Genomic DNA, 17,657 nt, shown 5'->3' with positions numbered 1-17,657 from the left:
ATTCGATACTCCATATGGCCAACGCGCCCGGCAAGCACTGCTCGCCCAAGTCGGCACGATCTCGTGAGGTCGAACGCAAGCGCTATCCTCAAATAGTTATGCACCGCTTCGACCATGATCACCCTCCGTATAGGGCGGTATTGTGAGGGTCGTGCGGATCCGACATCGGCGCCCGCGTCAACAGGAAAAAGACAGGATCGGCGACTGTCCCGCCGAGGCCCGCCGATCACACTGCGTGATCAGTCTGTACGCCCACTCAGGGGACCACATCTTCGTACATCCGGGTGCAAATCGGTCACCGGCCGCTACACGGAGCGTAACCTTGTTGACATGGCAAGCTCAACGTCCGTTGAATAGGACACGTCGCCAGGAATCGACCTCGTCGGTTCACTTCAGGATTGATTCAGACCACCGGACGCGCCGGTATTACCGATCCCGGTAAACGGTCGGGGTACCGCCGGCATGCGGGGGTGGGGTTCCGCCGGCGCGCCCGGAGGCCTTTGTGAACAATTTCCCAAGCGGCCCTCAGGCCAATTCGGTCAAGCCGCTCGTTCCGCGATGGTGACCGCCTGGTCGAACCCCGCCAACCGGATGATCTCGACCACCTCCGGCCGCGCGCCCACGACGATGATCGCCGCCGACGGCGGCAACTGCTGCTGGGCGAACGCCAGGCAGCGCACCCCCGCCGAGGACATGGCCGCCAACCCGGTCAGGTCGAGCACCAGCCGGTCCAACGGCCGCCCGGCCGCCTGCTCCACCAGCGACCGGAACACCGGCGCGGTGTCCGCGTCCAGCTCACCGGTCAGGTAGACGGTGCCGGTGCGGCCGTTGAACCCCAGGTACGCCTCGAAGCTCACCGCTGTCCTCCCTCACTCACGGGTCGCGCCTCCAGCACGACCACGGACTTGCCGCCGACCACGAGCCGGTCGGTCACGAGCCCACCGGTCACAGGCCGGTCGGTCCCGTCCCGGTCGGGCACGTCCCGGTCGGGCACGTCCCGGTCGGGCACGTCCCGGTCGGGCACGTCCCGGTCGGGCACGGCCGGGACGGGATCACCGCCTTCGGCGCCGACGCGCTCCGCGCCACCGCCGGTGTCCGTGAACACGTGCCACGCCGTGCCCTCGGGTGCGGGAGGCGGCACGACCGGCGCCGCGGCCAGGTCGGTGTTCGCCGCCACGAACACCGTGTCCACGCCCTCCTCGTGCAGCAACATCGCCACCAGCCGGGACTCGGCCGACCAGTCCGGCTCCCACGGCCGCGCGCCGTGCCAGCTCACCGGCGGGTACTGCCACCCGTCCGGCCGGTCACCGCCGGGGTGCGCGGCACGCCGCAGCACGGGGTGCCGGGCGCGGAACGCGGTCAGCTCCCGCACGAACGCCACCAGGTCCCGGTTGCGCTCCGCCAGCTCCCAGTCGACCCACGTGATGTCGTTGTCCTGGCAGTAGGCGTTGTTGTTGCCGCGCTGGGTGCGCCCGAACTCGTCGCCCGCCAGCAGCATCGGCACGCCGTTGCTCACCATCAGCAACGTGAGCGCGTTGCGCGTCTGCCGGTCCCGCAGCGCCAGCACGTCCGGGTCCGAGGTGGGACCCTCCCAACCGCAGTTCCAGCTCTCGTTGGCGTCGTGGCCGTCCCGGTTGTCCTCGCCGTTGGCCTCGTTGTGCTTGTGGTCGTACGACACGAGGTCGGCGAGCGTGAACCCGTCGTGGCAGGTCACGAAGTTGACCGACGCGCGGGTGCCGCGCCCTCCGTAGAGGTCGGGCGAGCCGATGAGCGTGCCCGCCAACTCGCCCGCGCTGCCGGGCCGGGCCACGAGGAACCGGCGCAGCGCGTCGCGGTACCGCCCGTTCCACTCCATCCACCGGCCGTAGGACGGGAACGAGCCGACCTGGTACAGGCCGCCCGCGTCCCACGCCTCGGCGATCAGCTTCCGGTCGGCCAGCACCGGGTCGTGCGCCAACGCCTCCAGCAGCGGCGGGTTCGGCAGCGGCGCGCCGTCCGTGCCGCGGGACAGGATCGACGCCAGGTCGAACCGGAACCCGTCCACCCGGTACTCCACGGCCCAGTGCCGCAGGCTCTCCAGGATGAACTCGCGCACCACGGGGTGGTTGCAGTTCAGCGTGTTCCCGGTGCCGCTGAAGTTGTAGTAGTCGCCGTCCGGGGTGAGCAGGTAGTACGTGGCGTTGTCCAGGCCGCGGAACGACTGCGTCGGCCCGCGGTGGTCGCCCTCGCCGGTGTGGTTGAACACCACGTCGAGCACCACCTCGATGCCCGCCGCGTGCAGGTCGCGCACCAGCTCCTTGAACTCGTGCGGCGTGCCGTAGGACGCCTTGGGCGCGAAGAACCCCACCGGGTGGTAGCCCCACGTGTTCAGCCGCTCCGGCGCGCCCTCGACGTCGGTCTCGTCGAACTCGAAGACCGGCATCAGCTCCACGCAGTTCACGCCGAGCGAGCGCAGGTGCGGGATCTTCTCCCGCAGCCCGGCGAACGTGCCGGGCGCGGTCACCCCGGACGAGTCGTGCCGGGTGTAGCCGCGCACGTGCAGCTCGTAGACCACCAGGTCCTCGACCGGCACGCGCGGCGGGCGGGTGTCGCCCCAGTCGAACCCGGCCGGTGGCACGGCCCGCGACCGGTACCGGGGCCGCTGCCCCCACACCTCTCCCCCGGCCAGCTGCCGGGCGTGCGGGTCGAGCAGCAACGCGTCCGAGCCGTCCGTCCGGTACGCGTAGTGCACCAGCTCCGGGTCCAGGCCGAGGACGGTCATCGTCCACACGTCGCCGACCCGGTACTCCTCCGGGAACGGCAGCTCGGCCAGCACGTCACCGCGTTCCGGATCCAGCAGCACCAACGACATCCGGCGCGCCGTGCTGGACCCGACCGCGAACGCGATGCCCTCCGGCGTCACGGTCGAGCCGAGCGGCAACGGCCGGGCGGGCGCGACGCGGAACCCGTCCACCCAGCGTTCGGCGGTGACGGCCGTCATGCGTCCTCCACCGGTACCAGGCGCGCACGCACGGTCAGCGCCGACGTGCTGTCCGGCAGGCGGACCGTCATCGCCGAGGCGTCGAAGTCGGCGTACGGCCGGTCGTCGACGAACACCTGGTCCAGCCGCACGCGGCCGGCCGGCAGGACGTCCGGTGCGACGCGGAGCAGGCGGTCCGGGAAGTCGGCGTCCGGCCGGGGCTTGAACCACAGGTCGAGCGGCTCGCGGCGAACCAGGAGTCCGCTGTAGACGGTCGCGAGGTAGCACAGCTCCGCCGAGTGGTACATCGACATGGAGTGGCTGCCCTTGAGCCGTTCGGTGCCCATCAGGTACGGGATGCCGTTGTTGAGCACGTTGAAGTAGACGCCGCCCTCGTCGTGGTCGAGGAAGAACGCGTTGTAGAACGCGGCCGCCTCCCGGCCGTGGGCCAGGAACTCCGGGTCGCCGCGGTGGCCGGCCAGCACCAGGTAGGCCAGGATCGCCTGCTCCTGCTGCCACCACGCCTTGCGGTCGTGCCAGACGAAGTCGTGCGGCGGCTGCCGCTGCACCAGGTCGTACCAGCCGCCGCGCTGCGGGTCGCGGCCGACGGCGGGCATCGCGCGGGCCAGCGCGTCGGCCATCCGCACGTAGTCGTACTTGGCGCGGGCGGCGTTCATCCGGGTCAGGTTCCAGGCGATCTTCAGGTTGTGCCCGACCACCGCCCGGTCCTGCTGCCAGCCCCACGAGCGGTCCGGCGTCCAGTCGGCGTGGAAGCGCTCCTGCACGAACGGGGTGCCGCGGTCGGGGAAGTGCGACACGATCATGTCGAAGGTGTGCTCCAACATGTCCAGGTGCCGCTGGTCGCCGGTGGCCAGGTACAGGTTGAACAGGTACGCGGGCGCGTGGTCGCCCACCGAGTTCCAGTTCTTCCGCGACCGGTTCGGGCCGAGCGACGGGTGGTGCGGGCTCAGGTCGACCGGGTCGATGTGCGAGTAGTAGCCGCCGCGCGCCGGGTCGGCGAAGAACCGCTCGAACAGCCGCATGGTGCCGTCGATGTCGGCCTTGAGCGCCGGGTCGCCGGTGAGCCGGTAGTTCTGCACCAGGCCCGCCAGGGCGTAGATCTGCTCGTAGGCGGGGATCGCGTGGTAGTCGTCGTCGAACTCCGAGGTGAACAGCTTGCGCTCGCGCCCGCCGTCCACGTCGATGCCGTGGTACCAGTAGGTGACGTCCTGGTCGGTGTCCACGAACCGCATGTGGTCGCGCAGGTACCGCGAGCCGCGGTCGGCGACGGTGAGGAAGTCCTCGTCGCCGGTCAGCATGTACGCCGACGCCATGCCGTAGACCAGGCGCGAGACGGTGTCGGTCTCCTGGACGTGCCGCCCGCCCTTGTCGCCGCCCAGCCGGATCTCGGTGCGGTAGTCGGCGTAGTCGACCTCGCCCGCGCCGAACTGCGCCCGCCGGTAGAACCGGGCCAGCTCGCGGAGCTGGTCGACCCACCAGCCGGGCCGCTCGAACACGTGGTCCTCGGTGTCGTCGCCGACCAGGAACAGCTGGGTCGCCTGGTAGCGCGGGCCGTCCGGGCCTCCCGGGTAGACCGGGCCGTGCGCGAACACGAGCCTGCCCGGCACCAGCAGCGCGCCGAGCGAGCCGGTGACGTCCCGGTACGGCTCGCCGAGGTTGCGCACGACCTGGGCGGACGTGGTGTCGGTCAGGTGCAGCACGACCCGGCGGCCGTCCAGCGTGCGCAGCCGGAGCGTGCCCGCCTGGTAGGACTCGACCCGGCCCGCGGTCGTGTCGGAGAACGAGTACGGGAGCGCGGCCGCCTGCTCAGCGCCCACCGTTACCCCTCGCGACCAGCATCTCGATCACGGTGCGGGCCAGCAGGTTGCACTGCTCCACGGTGCGCGACGTGACCAGGTCGCCGTCGACCACGACGTCGCGCCCGGTGTAGACCGCGCCCATGTTGCGCACGTCGCCGACCAGGTTGTTGTGGCACGTCACCGGCCGGCCGGCGACCAGCTCGGGCACGGCCGACAGCAGCAGCAGGCCGTGGCAGGAGAACGCCTTGATCAGGTTCGGCAGCCGGAACGCGCGCCGCATCACCTCGACCGCGGGCGCGGGCCGCTGCACGTTGTCGGTGTAGCGCAACCGGTCCGCGACCATGCCCGAGGGCACGATGAGCGCGGAGAACCGGGACAGCTCGTCGTAGTCCAGCGCCTCCAGGTCGCCGGTCACCTCGATCGGCGCACGCTGCTCGTGCCCGGTGAAGGTGAGCGAGTCGTTGCCCCACAACCGGGTCAGCAGCTCGACCTCGGCGCCCTCCTCGGCGAACCGCATCCGGTAGTAGGCGATCTCCGCCTCGACGTAGTCGCTCTCCATCAGGATGCCGATGCGCCTGCCCTGGAGCCTGCCGGTGGTGTCCGGGACATCGGTGGTGGTCTGGGTCATGTCCTTGCCTTCTCTCCAGAAGTGTGGGTTGGTGGCGGCCCGGCCCGGCGGGTCCGCGGACCCGCCGGGCCGGGCGACCTGCCACCGGTTCGTCCCCGCGGCGATCCGGTGGCGGGGATCGACGCCTGCTACGCCGCGGCGCTCTCGTGAGCGGACTCGGTCGCGCGCGGTGCGGCGGATCCCGGCATGGGGGTCGAGCCCCCGACGGTGCAGGTGCGGATCTTCGGGCGGCCGTCGCACAGCACGACCGACCACGTCTGCGTGGTGGTGAGGCCGATCCACGCGCTGTTCGGCGCGGGTGGCGCCCACATCCGGGACTGCCAGTTCACCCGGAGCGAGACCTCGGCGTGCAGCGGCGACGTGGCCGTCACCGTCATGTCGAGCACCTCGCGCACCTCGTCGAAGTAGGTGTTGGTGTTCTCGCCGTACCAGGACCTGAAGTCGTCGTGGCCGCGCACCGTGCCCTCCGGCAGGTGCATCACCAGACCGGCCTGCGCCAACAGGTCCAGCAGCACCTCGACGTCGTCGTGCCGGTCGAGCGCGGCGAACCAGTCGCGCACCAGGTCGAGGACGGCCGCCTCGGTGATCTGGTCACCGGCTCCCCCTGTCATTGCTCGCACCTCCCGCTTCAGTCGATGACCAGGTCGATGAGGTAGGGGCCGTCGTGCGCCAACATGGCCTCCACGGCGGTGTCCACCTCGTACAACTTCTCCACCCGGCGGGCCGGGACGCCCAGGCCCTCGGCCAGCTGCACGAACCCGATGTCCGGCTTGGACAGGTCGAACGCCGCCGGGTAGGTGTGCGGCGAGATCCCCTGCTCCCGCCAGTACTGCTCGATGTTCAGGTCGAGCAGGTGGTAGCGGCGGTTGTTGCAGATGACGAACTTCGCGCCGATGCCGTACTTGGCCGCCGTCCACAGCGCCTGGAACGTGTACATCGAGCCGCCGTCGCCGGTGAACGCCACCACCGGCAGCTCCGGCCTGGCCAGCTTGATGCCCAGCGCGCCGGGGATGCCGACGCCGAGCGAACCGCCGCGGGTCTGGAAGAACCGGCCGGGCTGACGCGGCGGCAGGTGCTTGGCCAACGGGCCCGACGCGGTCAGCGCCTCGTCGAACACCACCAGGTCCTCCGGCGCGCGACCGGCCAGCCGCCGCACGAACCGGTCCAGCACCGTGTCCTCCTGCAACGACGGCTCCGGGTGGACCGGACGACCGCGCGGCGCCTCCGGCGGCGTGCCGGTGACCGGCCGCTGGCGGTTGAGCTCCTTGCCCAGCGCGGCGAGGGTGAGCTTCGGGTCGGCCACGACGCCCACCGTCACCGGGTGGTTCTTCGCGATCTCGTAGCTGTCGAGGTCGACGTGGACGATCTTCGCGTCGGGCTTGAACGGGTTCTCCAAGGACGGGAAGACCTCGGGGAACACGTAGGTGCCGACGATCAGCACCGAATCGGCCTCGGCGACCACGCGTGCGCTGTCCGCGCCGAACATGTGGCCGAGCTGACCGCCGTAGAGCCGGTGCGTGGCGTCGAAGTTGAACTCCGAGGAGTTCACCCCCCACACCTGCGCGTCCAGCGCCTCGGCGACCGCGGTCAGCTCGCGCTGCGCCCCGCTGGTGGCGACGCCGTCGCCCATCAGCACCAACCGGCGTTCACCGGCCAGCAGCGTGGTGGCGGCCTCCGCCACCAGCGAGGTCTCCGGGAGCACCCGGGTGCTCGGGATCGGGGTCGGGAACGCCGGTTCGGTGGTGATCTCGTCCAGCACGTCGGCCGGCACCACCACCAGCACGGGACCGCGCGGCGGCGTCATCGCGATCTTGACCGCCCGGCGCAGCACCCGCAGCGTGGACGACGGGTCGACGACCCGCGTCGCGTACTTCGTCACCGGCTCCGCCATGGCGACCAGGTCGGCCGCCATCTGCCCGTCCATCGCGTCGTAGCGGATGCCCGCCTCGCCGACGACCACGACGAGCGGCGAACCGCCCCGCTTGGCCTGGTAGAGCATCCCGATCCCGTTGCCGAGCCCGACCCCGCTGTGCAGCTGGACCAGGGCCGGTCGCTGGGCGGCCCGCGCGTAACCGTCCGCCATGCCCACCGCGACGCCCTCGTGCAGCGCCAGCAGGTACTCGACGTCGAACTCGCCACCCGCGTCCAGGAACCCCTGCTCGACGGTCCCCGGGTTGCCGAACATGTACTCGATGCCGTCGGCCGCGAACTGCTCGAAGATGGCGACCTTTCCTGGCCTGCCGTTCATGCCGTGTCCTCTCCTGTCCGGGCCGTGCCCTACCAGCCGTACCGGCGCAGACCGTTTTCCAGCGCCTGCACCAGCAGCTCGCCCGCCAGGATCGAGTCGGGCGTGGAGCGGGCCGTGATGAACGGGTAGTCGACGATGACCGAGGTCTCCTTGCCGACGTTGCCGTGGAAGCGGCCGACCGGGCCGGTGGCGTCCCGGAGGATGTACTCCAGCGGGTACGGCGGCGGGCCCATGTTGAACTCGACGCCGATGAAACCGGTGCCGTCCTTGTAGTCGTACTCCTTCGGGTGACCGGTCACGTGCTTGTTCTGGATGATGCTCTCGCGCGTCTCCAGGTCACGCGCGAAAGCCAGCACCGCGACGCCGTAGCACTCCGCGAGAATGGGCTTGTCGGCGTTCACGAAACCGAGCACCAATTCGTGCAGGCGCTCGTTGTTCGCCATGTCGACGATCGGGCCGGAGCCGCCGACGAGGACCAGGGCGTCGAAGCTGCCGACCAGGTCGGCGACCGCGCCGTCGAGCCTGCGGTGGTACTCCTCCACCTCGCGGAGGTGGTTCACCGCGCTGTAGTAGGGCCGCTCGGGGATGAGGTCGGCCAGGCTCAGCGGGTTGTCCAGCCGCGGCGAAGCGTCCAGCTCACGGGCACGACGCGCCATGTCGGGCGTGGTGACCGAGCGACCCAGCGGCGGGTCGAGGTACTCGGGGTCCAGGCTCGGCGGCAGGGCCTGCGGCCGCTTGCCGTTCGCGGTGAGGAAGGTGGTGCGGTAGCCGGCGGCGTCGAACGCCTCGACCGGGCCGACCAGTTCCTCTCCCCAGTAACCGTACTCGGAAAGGACGACCAGCACGCGCTTGGTCATGGTTCTCCTTAGGAAGGTATTTGCGAGGTCTTGCGATATTCATCCAACCCGGGATTGCGGTGGTTGGACAAGAAATGCCCGACGATATCCGGGACTTGCCTAGGTGATGTTTTCCGACGGCCCGAGGATCCAGTTCTCGCGGACCGCCAGGGTGTGCACGTACCGGGGTTCGGTGAACGTGGCGAGGTCGGCCATGGCGCGCTGGAACTCGGGCGTGCGCAGGGCGTTGCGCAGGGCCGGCGCGTCGTCGAACCACAGCTGGTAGGCGCAGTCCAAGGTGGCCTCGCCGATGCCGTAGGCGCCGTCACGGGTGTGGTTCTGGTAGTAGCGGCGCAGGCCGGGCACCTTGGCCATCAGCGGCGCGTGCGCGTCCCTGCTGTACTGGCGGAACTCGGTGAGGGGCATGCCCTCCCTGCGCTTGACCAGCACGAAGAGCTTGGTACCCGGCGCGTCGGCGCGCTGCGGCGGCCCGGGGACCACCACGTGCGCGTCGGTGTCGAGCACGAGCGTGCGCCAGAACGCGGCCCAACGGGGCTCGTCCAGGCGGGCACCCTCCAGGAACTCCGGCGTCTGCAACGACGCCAGCTGCTCCTCCTCGTTGGCCAGCCAGATCTCGGCCACGCCCGACCACAGCGGCTCGGGCTCGTCCAGCGCGAGCTCCACCCTGGTGTCCACGGCGTACTGGCGGATCTGCGGGATGCGGCTCGCGTACCGGACCGCGTGCTCCTCCACCCAGTAGCGGTGGAACTCCTGCTCGTCCATGCCGGGCCGGGGGTACGCGAAGATCAGCTGGTGGATCATCGGCCGGTCTCCGCCTCGGTGGGGCGGAAGCGGTTGGCCACGTCCTCCGCGAAGCCGAGGTAGTCGCGCAGCGGCCAGATCTCCTCGAACTCGATGTACTCGCGCATCGGGAGGCGGAACACCGAGCGGTCCAGCTCCTCGGCGGACTCGGCGTCCACCACGGCGATGACCCGCTTCTGGCCCGCCACCTTCCACAGGCCGATGCAGTAGCCTGAGTTCAGCGTCTCCTCGGCGTGGCGGGTCTCCTCCTCCTCGATCTCCCACAGCTCGTCGAGGCTGATGCGCCCCTCGTGGTTCCACTTCATCTGGCAGTAGAACAGCATGGTTCCCCCTATGCGTTGCGGATGGTGTCGGTGAGGTCGTGGTCGGGGCCGAAGACGTCCACCGCCATCTCCAACGGCGTCTTGCCGTCGTGCCCGACCAGGTCCAGCCGCGCGCCGGCGCGGACGAGGATGCGCGAGCACTCCTCGAAGCCGTGCCAGAGCGCGTCGTGCAACGGCGTGTAACCGTTGGTGGAGCCCTGGAAGTCGATGTCCACGACGGGGTTGTCCACCAGGATCTGCGTGATGTCGGCGTGTCCGTTGTAGACGGCCTTGTGCAGCGGCACCGCGCCGAACGTCGGCTCGGTGGCGTTGACGTCGGCGCCCGCCGCGATGAGCGCGCGGACGATCTCGGTGTGCCCGTCGCGGGCCGCGACCAGCAGCGGGGTGTGCAGGTCGTTGAAGCCGTTGAGCACCGGGAAGCGCGCGTCGACCTCGGCGCCGTTGGCCAGCAGCACCTGCACCGCGATCAGGTCCCCGGCGGCGGTGGCCGCCATCAGCTTCTGCCGCTCGACCGCGCGCTCGTCGGCCTCGATGCGCCGCTTCAGCAACGCCTCCGCGGCCAGCAGCTTCTCCCGGCCCAGCGTGTTGACGTTGATCGCGTACTCGAAGTGGTCGCGCATCGAGAACCCGTAGTGCGTGGACAGGTTCAGGCCCGCGTTGCGGTCGAGCAGGTAGCCGACGATGTCCGGCCGCTTGTACCAGAACGCGTCCAGCAGCGGGGTGTGGCCGGTGGACGTCGCGACCGCGTCCACGAACGCGCCCGCCTCCACCAGCACCCGCACGGTCTCCAGGTCGCCGCCCTGCACCGCCTTGTGCAGCGCGGTGCCGCCGGCGGCGCTGTCGGTGGTGTAGACGTCGGCGCCCGCGTCGATGAGCAGCCGCACCAGGTCGGCGTTCCCCTTGCCCGCGGCGATCATCAGCGGCGTGAGGCCGTCCGCGCCGCGCGAGTTGAGGTCGACCCCGTTGCGCAGCAGGCCCCGGACCTCGTGCACGTCGTCGCGGCGGACCGCGTTGAGCAGCAGCGTGCGCACCGCGTCACTCATGGATTCTCTCCTTGCCGGTTGTCTGGGCACGGCCGATCTCCTTGGTGGACAAGGGATTCGGTGGCGACGTGCCCGGGAACGACTTCCAGTCAACCCGGCTGCGTCCATGATCGACAAGGTGGGCCGGACGATTGTGCGTACTTGACCGGGTGCACGAGGGCTATTACCAAACGGCATCGTCGCGGGTCTTGGACACCGCACCGGCCGGCTCACCACGATCGAGCCCATGACCGATGAGCAGCCCGGGATCGACAGGCAGGGAATCGACAGGCCGGGTACCGGCCGGGGGCACGGCGACGGCAGGGGCGCGGTGAGCAGGCGGACGCTGTTGGCGGGCGCGGGCGCGGCGGCCGGGGTGGTGGCCGGCGCGGGCGTGGTCGGCGCGGACGTGGCGCAGGCGCAGCCGGGCGCCGAGCGCGCGGGTGAACTGCGCGGGCAGGTCGCCCTGGTCACCGGCGCGGCGCGGGGCATCGGCCGGGCCACGTGCCTGGCGCTGGCCCGCGCGGGCGCGGACGTGGTGGCGCTCGACATCGCCGCACCACGCGCGATGCGGCTCGACTACCCGCTGGGCAGCGAGGACGAGCTCAACGAGACCGTGCGCGCGGTGCGGTCGGTCGGGCGGCGCGCGGTGGCGGTGAAGGCGGACGTGCGGGACGCCGCACGCATGCAGGACGTGGCCAGGCAGGCGGTGCGCGAGTTCGGCCGGCTCGACATCGCGGTCGCCAACGCGGGCATCACCACCTACGCGCCGATGGCCGACATGTCACCGCAGCAGTTCGCCGACGTCATCGACGTCAACCTCATCGGCGTGGCGAACACCATGCGCGCGGTCATCCCGCACCTGGTGGCGCGCAAGAGCGGGTCGATCATCGTGGTGTCCTCCAGCGAGGGCCGCCACGGCGCGCCGCAGCTCGCCCACTACCAGGCCGCGAAGTGGGGCGTGATCGGCCTGGTCAAGGGTGTCGCGACGGAGGTCGGGCCGGCGGGTGTGCGGGTCAGCGGCGTCGCGCCGACCGGTGTGCGCACGCCGATGGTGCTCAACGAGGCCACCTACAAGTGGGCGGGCGGCACCACCGTCGAAGACCTGGAGAAGGCCCTGCGCGGGTACAACACGCAGCCGGTGGGGCTGATCGAACCGGAGGACGTGGCCGACTCGATCGCGTTCCTCGCCTCACCGCGGGCCAAGTACGTCTCCGGCACCGTGCTCGACGTGACGGCGGGCGCGAGCACGCGGTGGAGTAGCTGAATTTGATTGCTGTGTTGGATTGCCCCTGCTCCGCAGATGGCGGGCGAGGTCGCCTGGAAGTCGACCGTTCGCGCCTGATTTCCCGGCGATCGAAAAGCGTGATCGCCGGGAAATGAGTCGCGAACGGTCGACGCGACCTCGCGGAGAGTGGCTGGGTGTGGGGTGTGGGGTGTGGAGTGGGAGCGGTGGCGTGACCTCGCGGAGGTGGCTGGTGGCGGGTTTGAGAGCGGTTGGTGGGACCTCGCGGAGGTGGTCGGGTAGTGGGAGGTCGGAGCGGTATTGGGGTGGGTGGTTGGGTCAGTCGGCGGTGGAGGTCGGGGTTTGGGGTTGTGGTTGGGGTAGGTCGGAGACCTCGCGGACGACGGCGGCGAAGTCGGCGACAAGTGGGTGGGTGCTGGTGGCCGGCCAGGCGAACGCGATGCGCAGCGGGGCGACGTCGGTGATCGGACGCCACACCAGGTCGGGGCGGGCGTAGTAGGCGGCCATCGAGCTCGGGCCGATGCAGATGGCCGCGCCGGCGGCGACGTGCTCCAGCATCTCCTCGACGTTGTCGTTCTCCGGTCCCCACACCGGTTCCGAGCCGTCGGGGCGCGGGTTGACCGCCCACCAGTCCACCCAGTACTTGGGCGCCTTGCGCGTCCACATCACCGGCTCGTCGGCCAGGTCCATGATGCCGACGCTCTCGCGCTCGGCGAGCCGGTGCTTGCGCGCGAGCCCGACCATGCGCTCCTCGACGGCGACGATCTCGGTGTGGAAACCCGTGGTGTCCGCGGGCAGCCAGAGGAACGCGATGTCGACCAGGCCGTCCCGCAGCGCCGCCGCCTCACCACCCCAGTCGAACCGCTTGGGCTCGATCGTCACGTCCGGGTGACGTGCGGCGAACGTGGTGCGGGCCCTGGTGGTCAGCGGACCGGCGCCGGTGGCCTCGAAGCCGATGCGCAGCACCCTCGACTCCGCCGCCGCGATGCCGCGCGCGGTGCGCTGGGCGGTCTGCCAGTCGGCGATCAGGTCGCGTGCCACCGGTAACAGCGCCTCACCGGCGTTGGTGAGGCGCACCTCGCGGCTGGTGCGTTCGAACAGCGGCACCTTCAGGTCGGCTTCGAGCTGGCGGATCTGCCTGCTCAGCGCGGGCTGGGACACGAACAGCCGTTCCGCCGCCCTGGTGAAGCTCAGGTGCTCGGCGACCGCGACGAAATAGCGCAGGACGCGGGTGTCTACGTCCATGGTGGAGCCCCCTCGGATAGCGATCTATGCCGTGAGCGTATGGGCAAGGGTCTTGGACTCGACGTGAAGTCCCGGTGTCTTCTGTACGGGCAGGGCGAACACCGGACCACTGAAGAGGAGGACCCATGAGCGACAACCGAGTACCCGCCGCCACCGGCTCCGCGCCGGCGCGAGTGTGGTTCATCACCGGCACCTCTTCGGGTCTGGGCCGGGCGCTGGCGGAGAACGCGTTGGCGCACGGCGACACCGTCGTCGCCACGGCGCGCAACGTCGAATCACTCGCTTCACTCACCGCGCTGGCACCGGATCGGGTGACACCGCTCCGGCTCGACGTCACGGATCGTGCGGAAATCGCGCACGCGGTCCAGGACGCCATCACCTGGCACGGGCACATCGACGTGCTGGTGAACAACGCCGGGCACGGCTTCATCGGCGCGGCGGAGGAGACGCCCGACGCCGAGCTGCGGGCGTTGATGGACGTGCACGTGCACGGGCCGGTGGCGTTGACCAAGGCGGTGCTGCCGCACATGCGGGCCCGGCGGACCGGGGCGATCGTGCAGATGTCCAGCATGGGCGGCCAGGTCGTGTGGCCCGGGTTCTCCGCCTACTGCGCGGCGAAGTACGCGCTGGAGGGCTGGTCCGAGGGGTTGGCGGGCGAGGTGGCCGCGTTCGGGATCAAGGTGCTGATCCCGGAGCCCGGCGCCTTCCGCACGGCGTTCGCGGGGAACGCCCTGCGGATCGGCACGCCGATCCCCGAGTACGCGGACGTGATGGACCCGATCCGCAAGCTCGTGCGCGAGATGGACGGCACCCAGCCGGGTGACCCGGCCAAGGCGGCGCAGGCGATCCGCGAAGCGCTGGACGCCGAGCGGACGCCGCTGCGGCTGGTGCTCGGCAACGACGCCGTGGACGCCATCGGCGACCGGCTCGCCACCGTTCGGGCCGAGCTCGACCAGTGGCGCGCGGTCGGCCGTGCGACCGACATCGAAGAAACGACCGGGAACTGAGAGAACCACCGACATGCCGGCACGCCCGCCGCGGGGCACCAGCCCCGCACCCAGCCGAACCCACCCGTTCTCCCTGCGCGACGGCGGCCGCCCCGCCGGGACCGCGGCAGCGAGAGCCCATCGGTTCGCGCCGGCAGGCGTGCGCGGCACGGTGATCGCCGTCGACGGCGAGGGCTCCCGGGACAACCGGGACATGGCCCCGAGCGGGTGCCGGTGCCCGTGGGACAACCGCGACATGGCGATCGAACCGCCGCACCGGGTACCACCGCTGCCCGCCCCGCGCTCCTGCGCCGGCTGAGCGAGCAGACCTCACATCACGCACGGCACGACCGTGCACACGAACTTTGGAGCACACGCATGTCTACCCACGTCGACCCCGTCGACACCGGCATACCCCAACCGGCGCCCCAGGCCGGTTGGCTCGCGGTCGTCGTCCTGGCCGCCGCACTCGCGCTCGACACCAGCAGCGTGGCCGTGGTCAACGCCGCGCTACCCGTCATCGGTCACGACCTCGGCATCGGGAGCACCGGTCTGCAGTGGACGATGACCTCCTACGCGGTCACGTTCGCGGGATTCCTGCTGTTCGGCGGTCGCGCGGCCGACGTGCTCGGCCGACGCCGCGTGTTCACCCTCGGCGTCGGCCTCTTCACCGTCGCGACCGTGGTGGCCGCGATCGCGCCGTCCGCCGAGATCCTCATGATCGCCCGTGCGCTGCAGGGCGTCGGCGCGGCGCTGTCCGGCCCGGCGTCCCTGGCCCTGCTCACCGAGCTGTTCCCGGAAGGCCCGCGCCGCAACAAGGCGCTGGCCGTCTACACCAGCGTCGGCGCGTCCAGCTTCAGCGCCGGCGTCGTGATCGGCGGCGTGCTCACCGACTTCTTCAGCTGGCGGGCCGTCTTCGTGTTCAACGTCATCATCGGGCTGGCCGTGCTCCTCGCGGTCAGGTCCGTGCTGCCGGTGGGCACGCGCAAGCCGGAGAAGCTCGACGTCGTCGGCGCCACCTCGGTCACCGGCGGTCTGCTGCTCGCGGTCCTCGGCCTGAGCCAGGCCAGCCACAGCAGCTGGACCGACCCGCTGACCATCGGCCCGCTCGCCCTGTCCGTCGTGCTCCTGGCCGGCTTCGTGTGGTGGGAGCAGCGGGTGGACAACCCCCTGCTCCAGCTGGGCATCTTCCGGCTGCCGGCCGTCTCGGCGGCCACGGTCGCGGCCGTCGTCTTCTTCACCGCCGTGTTGGCCGTGCTGTTCTTCGCACCGCTCTACCTGCAGGGGCTGCTCGGCTACACGCCGCTCCAGTCCGGCCTGGCCATCCTGCCCATGGGCATCACGGTGGTCCTCAGCGCGAACGTCGCGGGCCGCGTGATGGCGAAGGTGGGCCAACGCCCGCTGCTGATCACCGGTCTGCTGCTGATCGCGGCGGGTGTCGGGCTGTGGGCGGTGACCCCGCTCGACGGGAACTACTGGCTGCACATCTTCCCCGCGGTCCTCGTCATGAGCGTCGGCCAGGGTGTCGCGTTCGCGGGCCTGACCGCCGCGTCGCTGACCGGCGTGCCGCAGCACGAGCACGGGGTGGCGGGAGGCCTGAACGTCACCGCGCAGCAGCTGGGCGGCAGCGTCGGCGTCGCCGCCCTGGTCACGCTCGCCGCCACGGTCAGCCCCACCGGCGAGCCGCGGGACGTGCTGGCGGGCTACCACGCCGCCTACCTCGCCGCGATCGCGGTGATCCTCGTCGGCATCGCGTTCATCGTCGTGCTCATGCGGGGTGACCGACGCACCTGACCATCCGGCGAGGGAGTCCCGCGCCTCCTCCCCCCACCCCCGGTGGATGCGGCGCGGGGCGCGGCGCACGGAGGTCCCCGCCCACGTGCGCCCAACCCGACCTTCCGGCCCGGAGGTTCCCCACACCTCCGGGCCGGAGGGCTCCCCGACCTACCGACCACGCCCAACCAAGTGAGGAACCGACATGTACCGACGGATCGGTCTGGCCGCGTTGGCGCTCGTCGCCGCGGCCGCGTGCAGCAGTGAGGAGCCCGCCGCCGAGGCCGGGCAGACGACCACCGCGACGGGCGCCGGCACGGTGACGAGCACGGAGTCCGTGCCGCTCTCGGACGCCGACCGCGCCGCCGCGCCGGACGTGGCGAAGCGGTTCGCGGAGGCGGCGAACGCGGGCGACGCGGAGGGTGTCGCGGCCACGTTCGCGGAGGACGCGCGGTTCGACAGCGTGGGCCGGATCTACCCGTCCCGCCAGGAGATCATGGACCGCTTCCTCACCCCGGAGGTCATCGAGCCGGGCGGCAGGTACGAGGTCACCGGTGAGCGGTGGAACGGCGACCGCTACCGGGTCGACTACGACTTCGACACCGGCCGCGGCGGCTCGGAGGTCTTCTACTACGAGTTCCTGGTGCGCGACGGGCTCATCCAGGACGTCATCGGCCGCTACAGCTAGGCCGGCAACCACACCGAACCCCGCCGCACGCCCCACGAGGGCGTGCGGCGGGGTTCCGCGCTTCTTCGGCATGTTGCCGCAGTCGCCGCCCGTTCCTCGTGTCCGCTGTGGATCGCTGTCAGCCTGGAAGCAGGGAGATTTCCCACCGCTGAAAGGAAATCCACACGTGAACAACAGCCGGATCGACACCCGCAAGATCGTCGACGAGTGGTACGGCGCCATCGGGCGCGGCGACATGACCGCGATCATGGCCGGCCTGTCCCCGTCCGTGGTGCTGGAACTGCCGCAGGACCAGTGGAACGCGGTCATCCCATACCTCGGCACGCACGTCGGCCTCAACGAGGTCGCCGAGGCGTTCCGCATCCGCGCCGAGACGACCGAGGTGCTGGACTACGGTCTGCGCGGCCTGTTCGTGGACGGCGACACGGCCTGCGCCGTCGTCTACACCAAGGGCAGGCACACCCGCACCAAGGTGCTGTTCGAGATCGAGGACATGCACAAGGTGGTGCTGTCCGACCAGGGGAAGATCACCCACTGGAAGGTCTACTTCGACCCGAACACCGAGGTCAACGCGTTCAACGCGGACCGGGAGCAGCGCCTGCACGCGGCGGCCGTCGCGGGCGACGTGGACGGGGTGCGCGACCTGCTGTCCTTCGGCGGCGACCCCAACCGGCACGACGAGCGGACCGGGCTGACCGCGTTGCAGGCAGCCGCGGTGCGCGGTGACGACGCGATGGTCCGCACGCTGCTCGGCGGCGGCGCGGACGTGCTGGTCACCGAGCGCTCCGGGCAGACCGCGCTGCACAAGGCCGCCGAGCACGGCTCCGCCGAGGTGGTGACCGCCCTGCTGCGCGCCGGGTCCATCGTGGACGCCCCGGTCGCGACCACGGGCCAGACGCCGCTGCACATCGCGGTCCGGCACGGCAACGCCGACGCCGCCCGCGTGCTGCTGGCCGCCGGGGCCCGCGCGGACCTGGCCGACCACCTCGGCCGCACCCCGCTCGACCTGGCGCGCGACCTGCTCGCGCCGGAAGTCGTGAACGCGCTGTTCGCGTGAGCAC

16 protein-coding genes are annotated in these 17,657 nt (G+C 71.0%); 5 read left to right on the top strand and 11 right to left on the bottom strand.

Features of this window, described 5'->3' with window-relative positions; translation table 11 throughout:
* Positions 1-539: 539 nt before the first annotated feature.
* The 10 genes from AB0K14_RS10525 to AB0K14_RS10480 form a co-directional block, all read right to left on the bottom strand.
* Positions 540-857 carry an STAS domain-containing protein gene (locus AB0K14_RS10525; protein ID WP_360466000.1) on the bottom strand — a complete coding sequence of 106 codons (318 nt, stop codon included), beginning with the start codon at positions 855-857 and terminating at the stop codon, positions 540-542.
* On the bottom strand, positions 854-2,980 hold the full coding sequence (locus AB0K14_RS10520) for an alpha-amylase family glycosyl hydrolase (RefSeq protein WP_360466003.1): 2,127 nt from the start codon (positions 2,978-2,980) through the stop codon (positions 854-856). Before AB0K14_RS10520 ends, AB0K14_RS10525 begins: the two co-directional genes overlap by 4 nt.
* A complete protein-coding gene (locus AB0K14_RS10515; protein WP_360466005.1) occupies positions 2,977-4,797 on the bottom strand; it encodes an AGE family epimerase/isomerase in 1,821 nt (606 codons plus the stop codon). Before AB0K14_RS10515 ends, AB0K14_RS10520 begins: the two co-directional genes overlap by 4 nt.
* Positions 4,787-5,407: a DJ-1/PfpI family protein gene (locus AB0K14_RS10510; RefSeq protein ID WP_360466008.1), complete on the bottom strand. Its 621-nt coding sequence runs from the start codon at positions 5,405-5,407 to the stop codon at positions 4,787-4,789. The genes AB0K14_RS10515 and AB0K14_RS10510 overlap by 11 nt, the downstream gene beginning before the upstream one ends.
* A 128-nt stretch (positions 5,408-5,535) precedes the next feature.
* Positions 5,536-6,018, bottom strand: coding sequence for a nuclear transport factor 2 family protein (locus AB0K14_RS10505; protein WP_360466156.1), 483 nt, complete (start codon positions 6,016-6,018; stop codon positions 5,536-5,538).
* 17 nt (positions 6,019-6,035) lie between these two features.
* Positions 6,036-7,655, bottom strand: coding sequence for a thiamine pyrophosphate-binding protein (locus AB0K14_RS10500; RefSeq protein ID WP_360466153.1), 1,620 nt, complete (start codon positions 7,653-7,655; stop codon positions 6,036-6,038).
* A 29-nt stretch (positions 7,656-7,684) separates the two neighbouring features.
* Positions 7,685-8,512, bottom strand: coding sequence for a type 1 glutamine amidotransferase domain-containing protein (locus tag AB0K14_RS10495; RefSeq protein WP_360466150.1), 828 nt, complete (start codon positions 8,510-8,512; stop codon positions 7,685-7,687).
* A gap of 99 nt (positions 8,513-8,611) precedes the next feature.
* Positions 8,612-9,313 (bottom strand): EthD family reductase, encoded by a 702-nt coding sequence (locus tag AB0K14_RS10490; RefSeq protein WP_360466148.1) that lies wholly within the window; start codon positions 9,311-9,313, stop codon positions 8,612-8,614.
* On the bottom strand, positions 9,310-9,636 hold the full coding sequence (locus tag AB0K14_RS10485; protein ID WP_360466145.1) for a muconolactone Delta-isomerase family protein: 327 nt from the start codon (positions 9,634-9,636) through the stop codon (positions 9,310-9,312). Before AB0K14_RS10485 ends, AB0K14_RS10490 begins: the two co-directional genes overlap by 4 nt.
* An 8-nt stretch (positions 9,637-9,644) precedes the next feature.
* Positions 9,645-10,679: an ankyrin repeat domain-containing protein gene (locus AB0K14_RS10480; RefSeq protein ID WP_360466142.1), complete on the bottom strand. Its 1,035-nt coding sequence runs from the start codon at positions 10,677-10,679 to the stop codon at positions 9,645-9,647.
* A 226-nt stretch (positions 10,680-10,905) separates the two neighbouring features.
* On the opposite strand from AB0K14_RS10480, the gene AB0K14_RS10475 reads away from it, so the two are divergent.
* Positions 10,906-11,925, top strand: coding sequence for a mycofactocin-coupled SDR family oxidoreductase (locus tag AB0K14_RS10475; RefSeq protein WP_360466140.1), 1,020 nt, complete (start codon positions 10,906-10,908; stop codon positions 11,923-11,925).
* A gap of 297 nt (positions 11,926-12,222) precedes the next feature.
* On the opposite strand, the gene AB0K14_RS10470 is transcribed toward AB0K14_RS10475, so the two are convergent.
* Positions 12,223-13,149: a LysR family transcriptional regulator gene (locus tag AB0K14_RS10470; RefSeq protein ID WP_360466137.1), complete on the bottom strand. Its 927-nt coding sequence runs from the start codon at positions 13,147-13,149 to the stop codon at positions 12,223-12,225.
* A 125-nt stretch (positions 13,150-13,274) separates the two neighbouring features.
* Here AB0K14_RS10470 and AB0K14_RS10465 point away from each other — a divergent pair, with 125 nt between their 5' ends.
* The 4 genes from AB0K14_RS10465 (at position 13,275) to AB0K14_RS10450 (ending at position 17,653) form a co-directional block, all read left to right on the top strand.
* A complete protein-coding gene (locus AB0K14_RS10465) occupies positions 13,275-14,156 on the top strand; it encodes an oxidoreductase (RefSeq protein WP_360466134.1) in 882 nt (293 codons plus the stop codon).
* A 357-nt stretch (positions 14,157-14,513) separates the two neighbouring features.
* Positions 14,514-15,929: an MFS transporter gene (locus AB0K14_RS10460; protein WP_360466131.1), complete on the top strand. Its 1,416-nt coding sequence runs from the start codon at positions 14,514-14,516 to the stop codon at positions 15,927-15,929.
* Positions 15,930-16,113: 184 nt separating this feature from the next.
* On the top strand, positions 16,114-16,596 hold the full coding sequence (locus AB0K14_RS10455) for a nuclear transport factor 2 family protein (protein ID WP_360466128.1): 483 nt from the start codon (positions 16,114-16,116) through the stop codon (positions 16,594-16,596).
* A gap of 166 nt (positions 16,597-16,762) precedes the next feature.
* A complete protein-coding gene (locus AB0K14_RS10450; RefSeq protein ID WP_360466125.1) occupies positions 16,763-17,653 on the top strand; it encodes an ankyrin repeat domain-containing protein in 891 nt (296 codons plus the stop codon).
* Positions 17,654-17,657: the final 4 nt, after the last annotated feature.

This window comes from Actinosynnema sp. NPDC050801 (genome assembly GCF_040673975.1).
GTDB lineage: Bacteria > Actinomycetota > Actinomycetes > Mycobacteriales > Pseudonocardiaceae > Actinosynnema.
The sequence above is the reverse complement of the archived record's forward strand: the minus strand, read 5'-3'. Positions and strand labels throughout refer to the sequence as shown.

Excerpts from the sequence above, each read along its gene's own strand:
- AB0K14_RS10520 (WP_360466003.1), bottom strand. The coding sequence starts at position 2,980 with ATGACGGCCGTCACCGCCGAACGCTGGGTGGACGGGTTCCGCGTCGCG.
- AB0K14_RS10510 (WP_360466008.1), bottom strand. The coding sequence starts at position 5,407 with ATGACCCAGACCACCACCGATGTCCCGGACACCACCGGCAGGCTCCAG.
- AB0K14_RS10505 (WP_360466156.1), bottom strand. The coding sequence starts at position 6,018 with ATGACAGGGGGAGCCGGTGACCAGATCACCGAGGCGGCCGTCCTCGAC.
- AB0K14_RS10500 (WP_360466153.1), bottom strand. The coding sequence starts at position 7,655 with ATGAACGGCAGGCCAGGAAAGGTCGCCATCTTCGAGCAGTTCGCGGCC.
- AB0K14_RS10495 (WP_360466150.1), bottom strand. The coding sequence starts at position 8,512 with ATGACCAAGCGCGTGCTGGTCGTCCTTTCCGAGTACGGTTACTGGGGA.
- AB0K14_RS10490 (WP_360466148.1), bottom strand. The coding sequence starts at position 9,313 with ATGATCCACCAGCTGATCTTCGCGTACCCCCGGCCCGGCATGGACGAG.
- AB0K14_RS10485 (WP_360466145.1), bottom strand. The coding sequence starts at position 9,636 with ATGCTGTTCTACTGCCAGATGAAGTGGAACCACGAGGGGCGCATCAGC.
- AB0K14_RS10480 (WP_360466142.1), bottom strand. The coding sequence starts at position 10,679 with ATGAGTGACGCGGTGCGCACGCTGCTGCTCAACGCGGTCCGCCGCGAC.
- AB0K14_RS10475 (WP_360466140.1), top strand. The coding sequence starts at position 10,906 with ATGACCGATGAGCAGCCCGGGATCGACAGGCAGGGAATCGACAGGCCG.
- AB0K14_RS10470 (WP_360466137.1), bottom strand. The coding sequence starts at position 13,149 with ATGGACGTAGACACCCGCGTCCTGCGCTATTTCGTCGCGGTCGCCGAG.
- AB0K14_RS10465 (WP_360466134.1), top strand. The coding sequence starts at position 13,275 with ATGAGCGACAACCGAGTACCCGCCGCCACCGGCTCCGCGCCGGCGCGA.
- AB0K14_RS10460 (WP_360466131.1), top strand. The coding sequence starts at position 14,514 with ATGTCTACCCACGTCGACCCCGTCGACACCGGCATACCCCAACCGGCG.
- AB0K14_RS10455 (WP_360466128.1), top strand. The coding sequence starts at position 16,114 with ATGTACCGACGGATCGGTCTGGCCGCGTTGGCGCTCGTCGCCGCGGCC.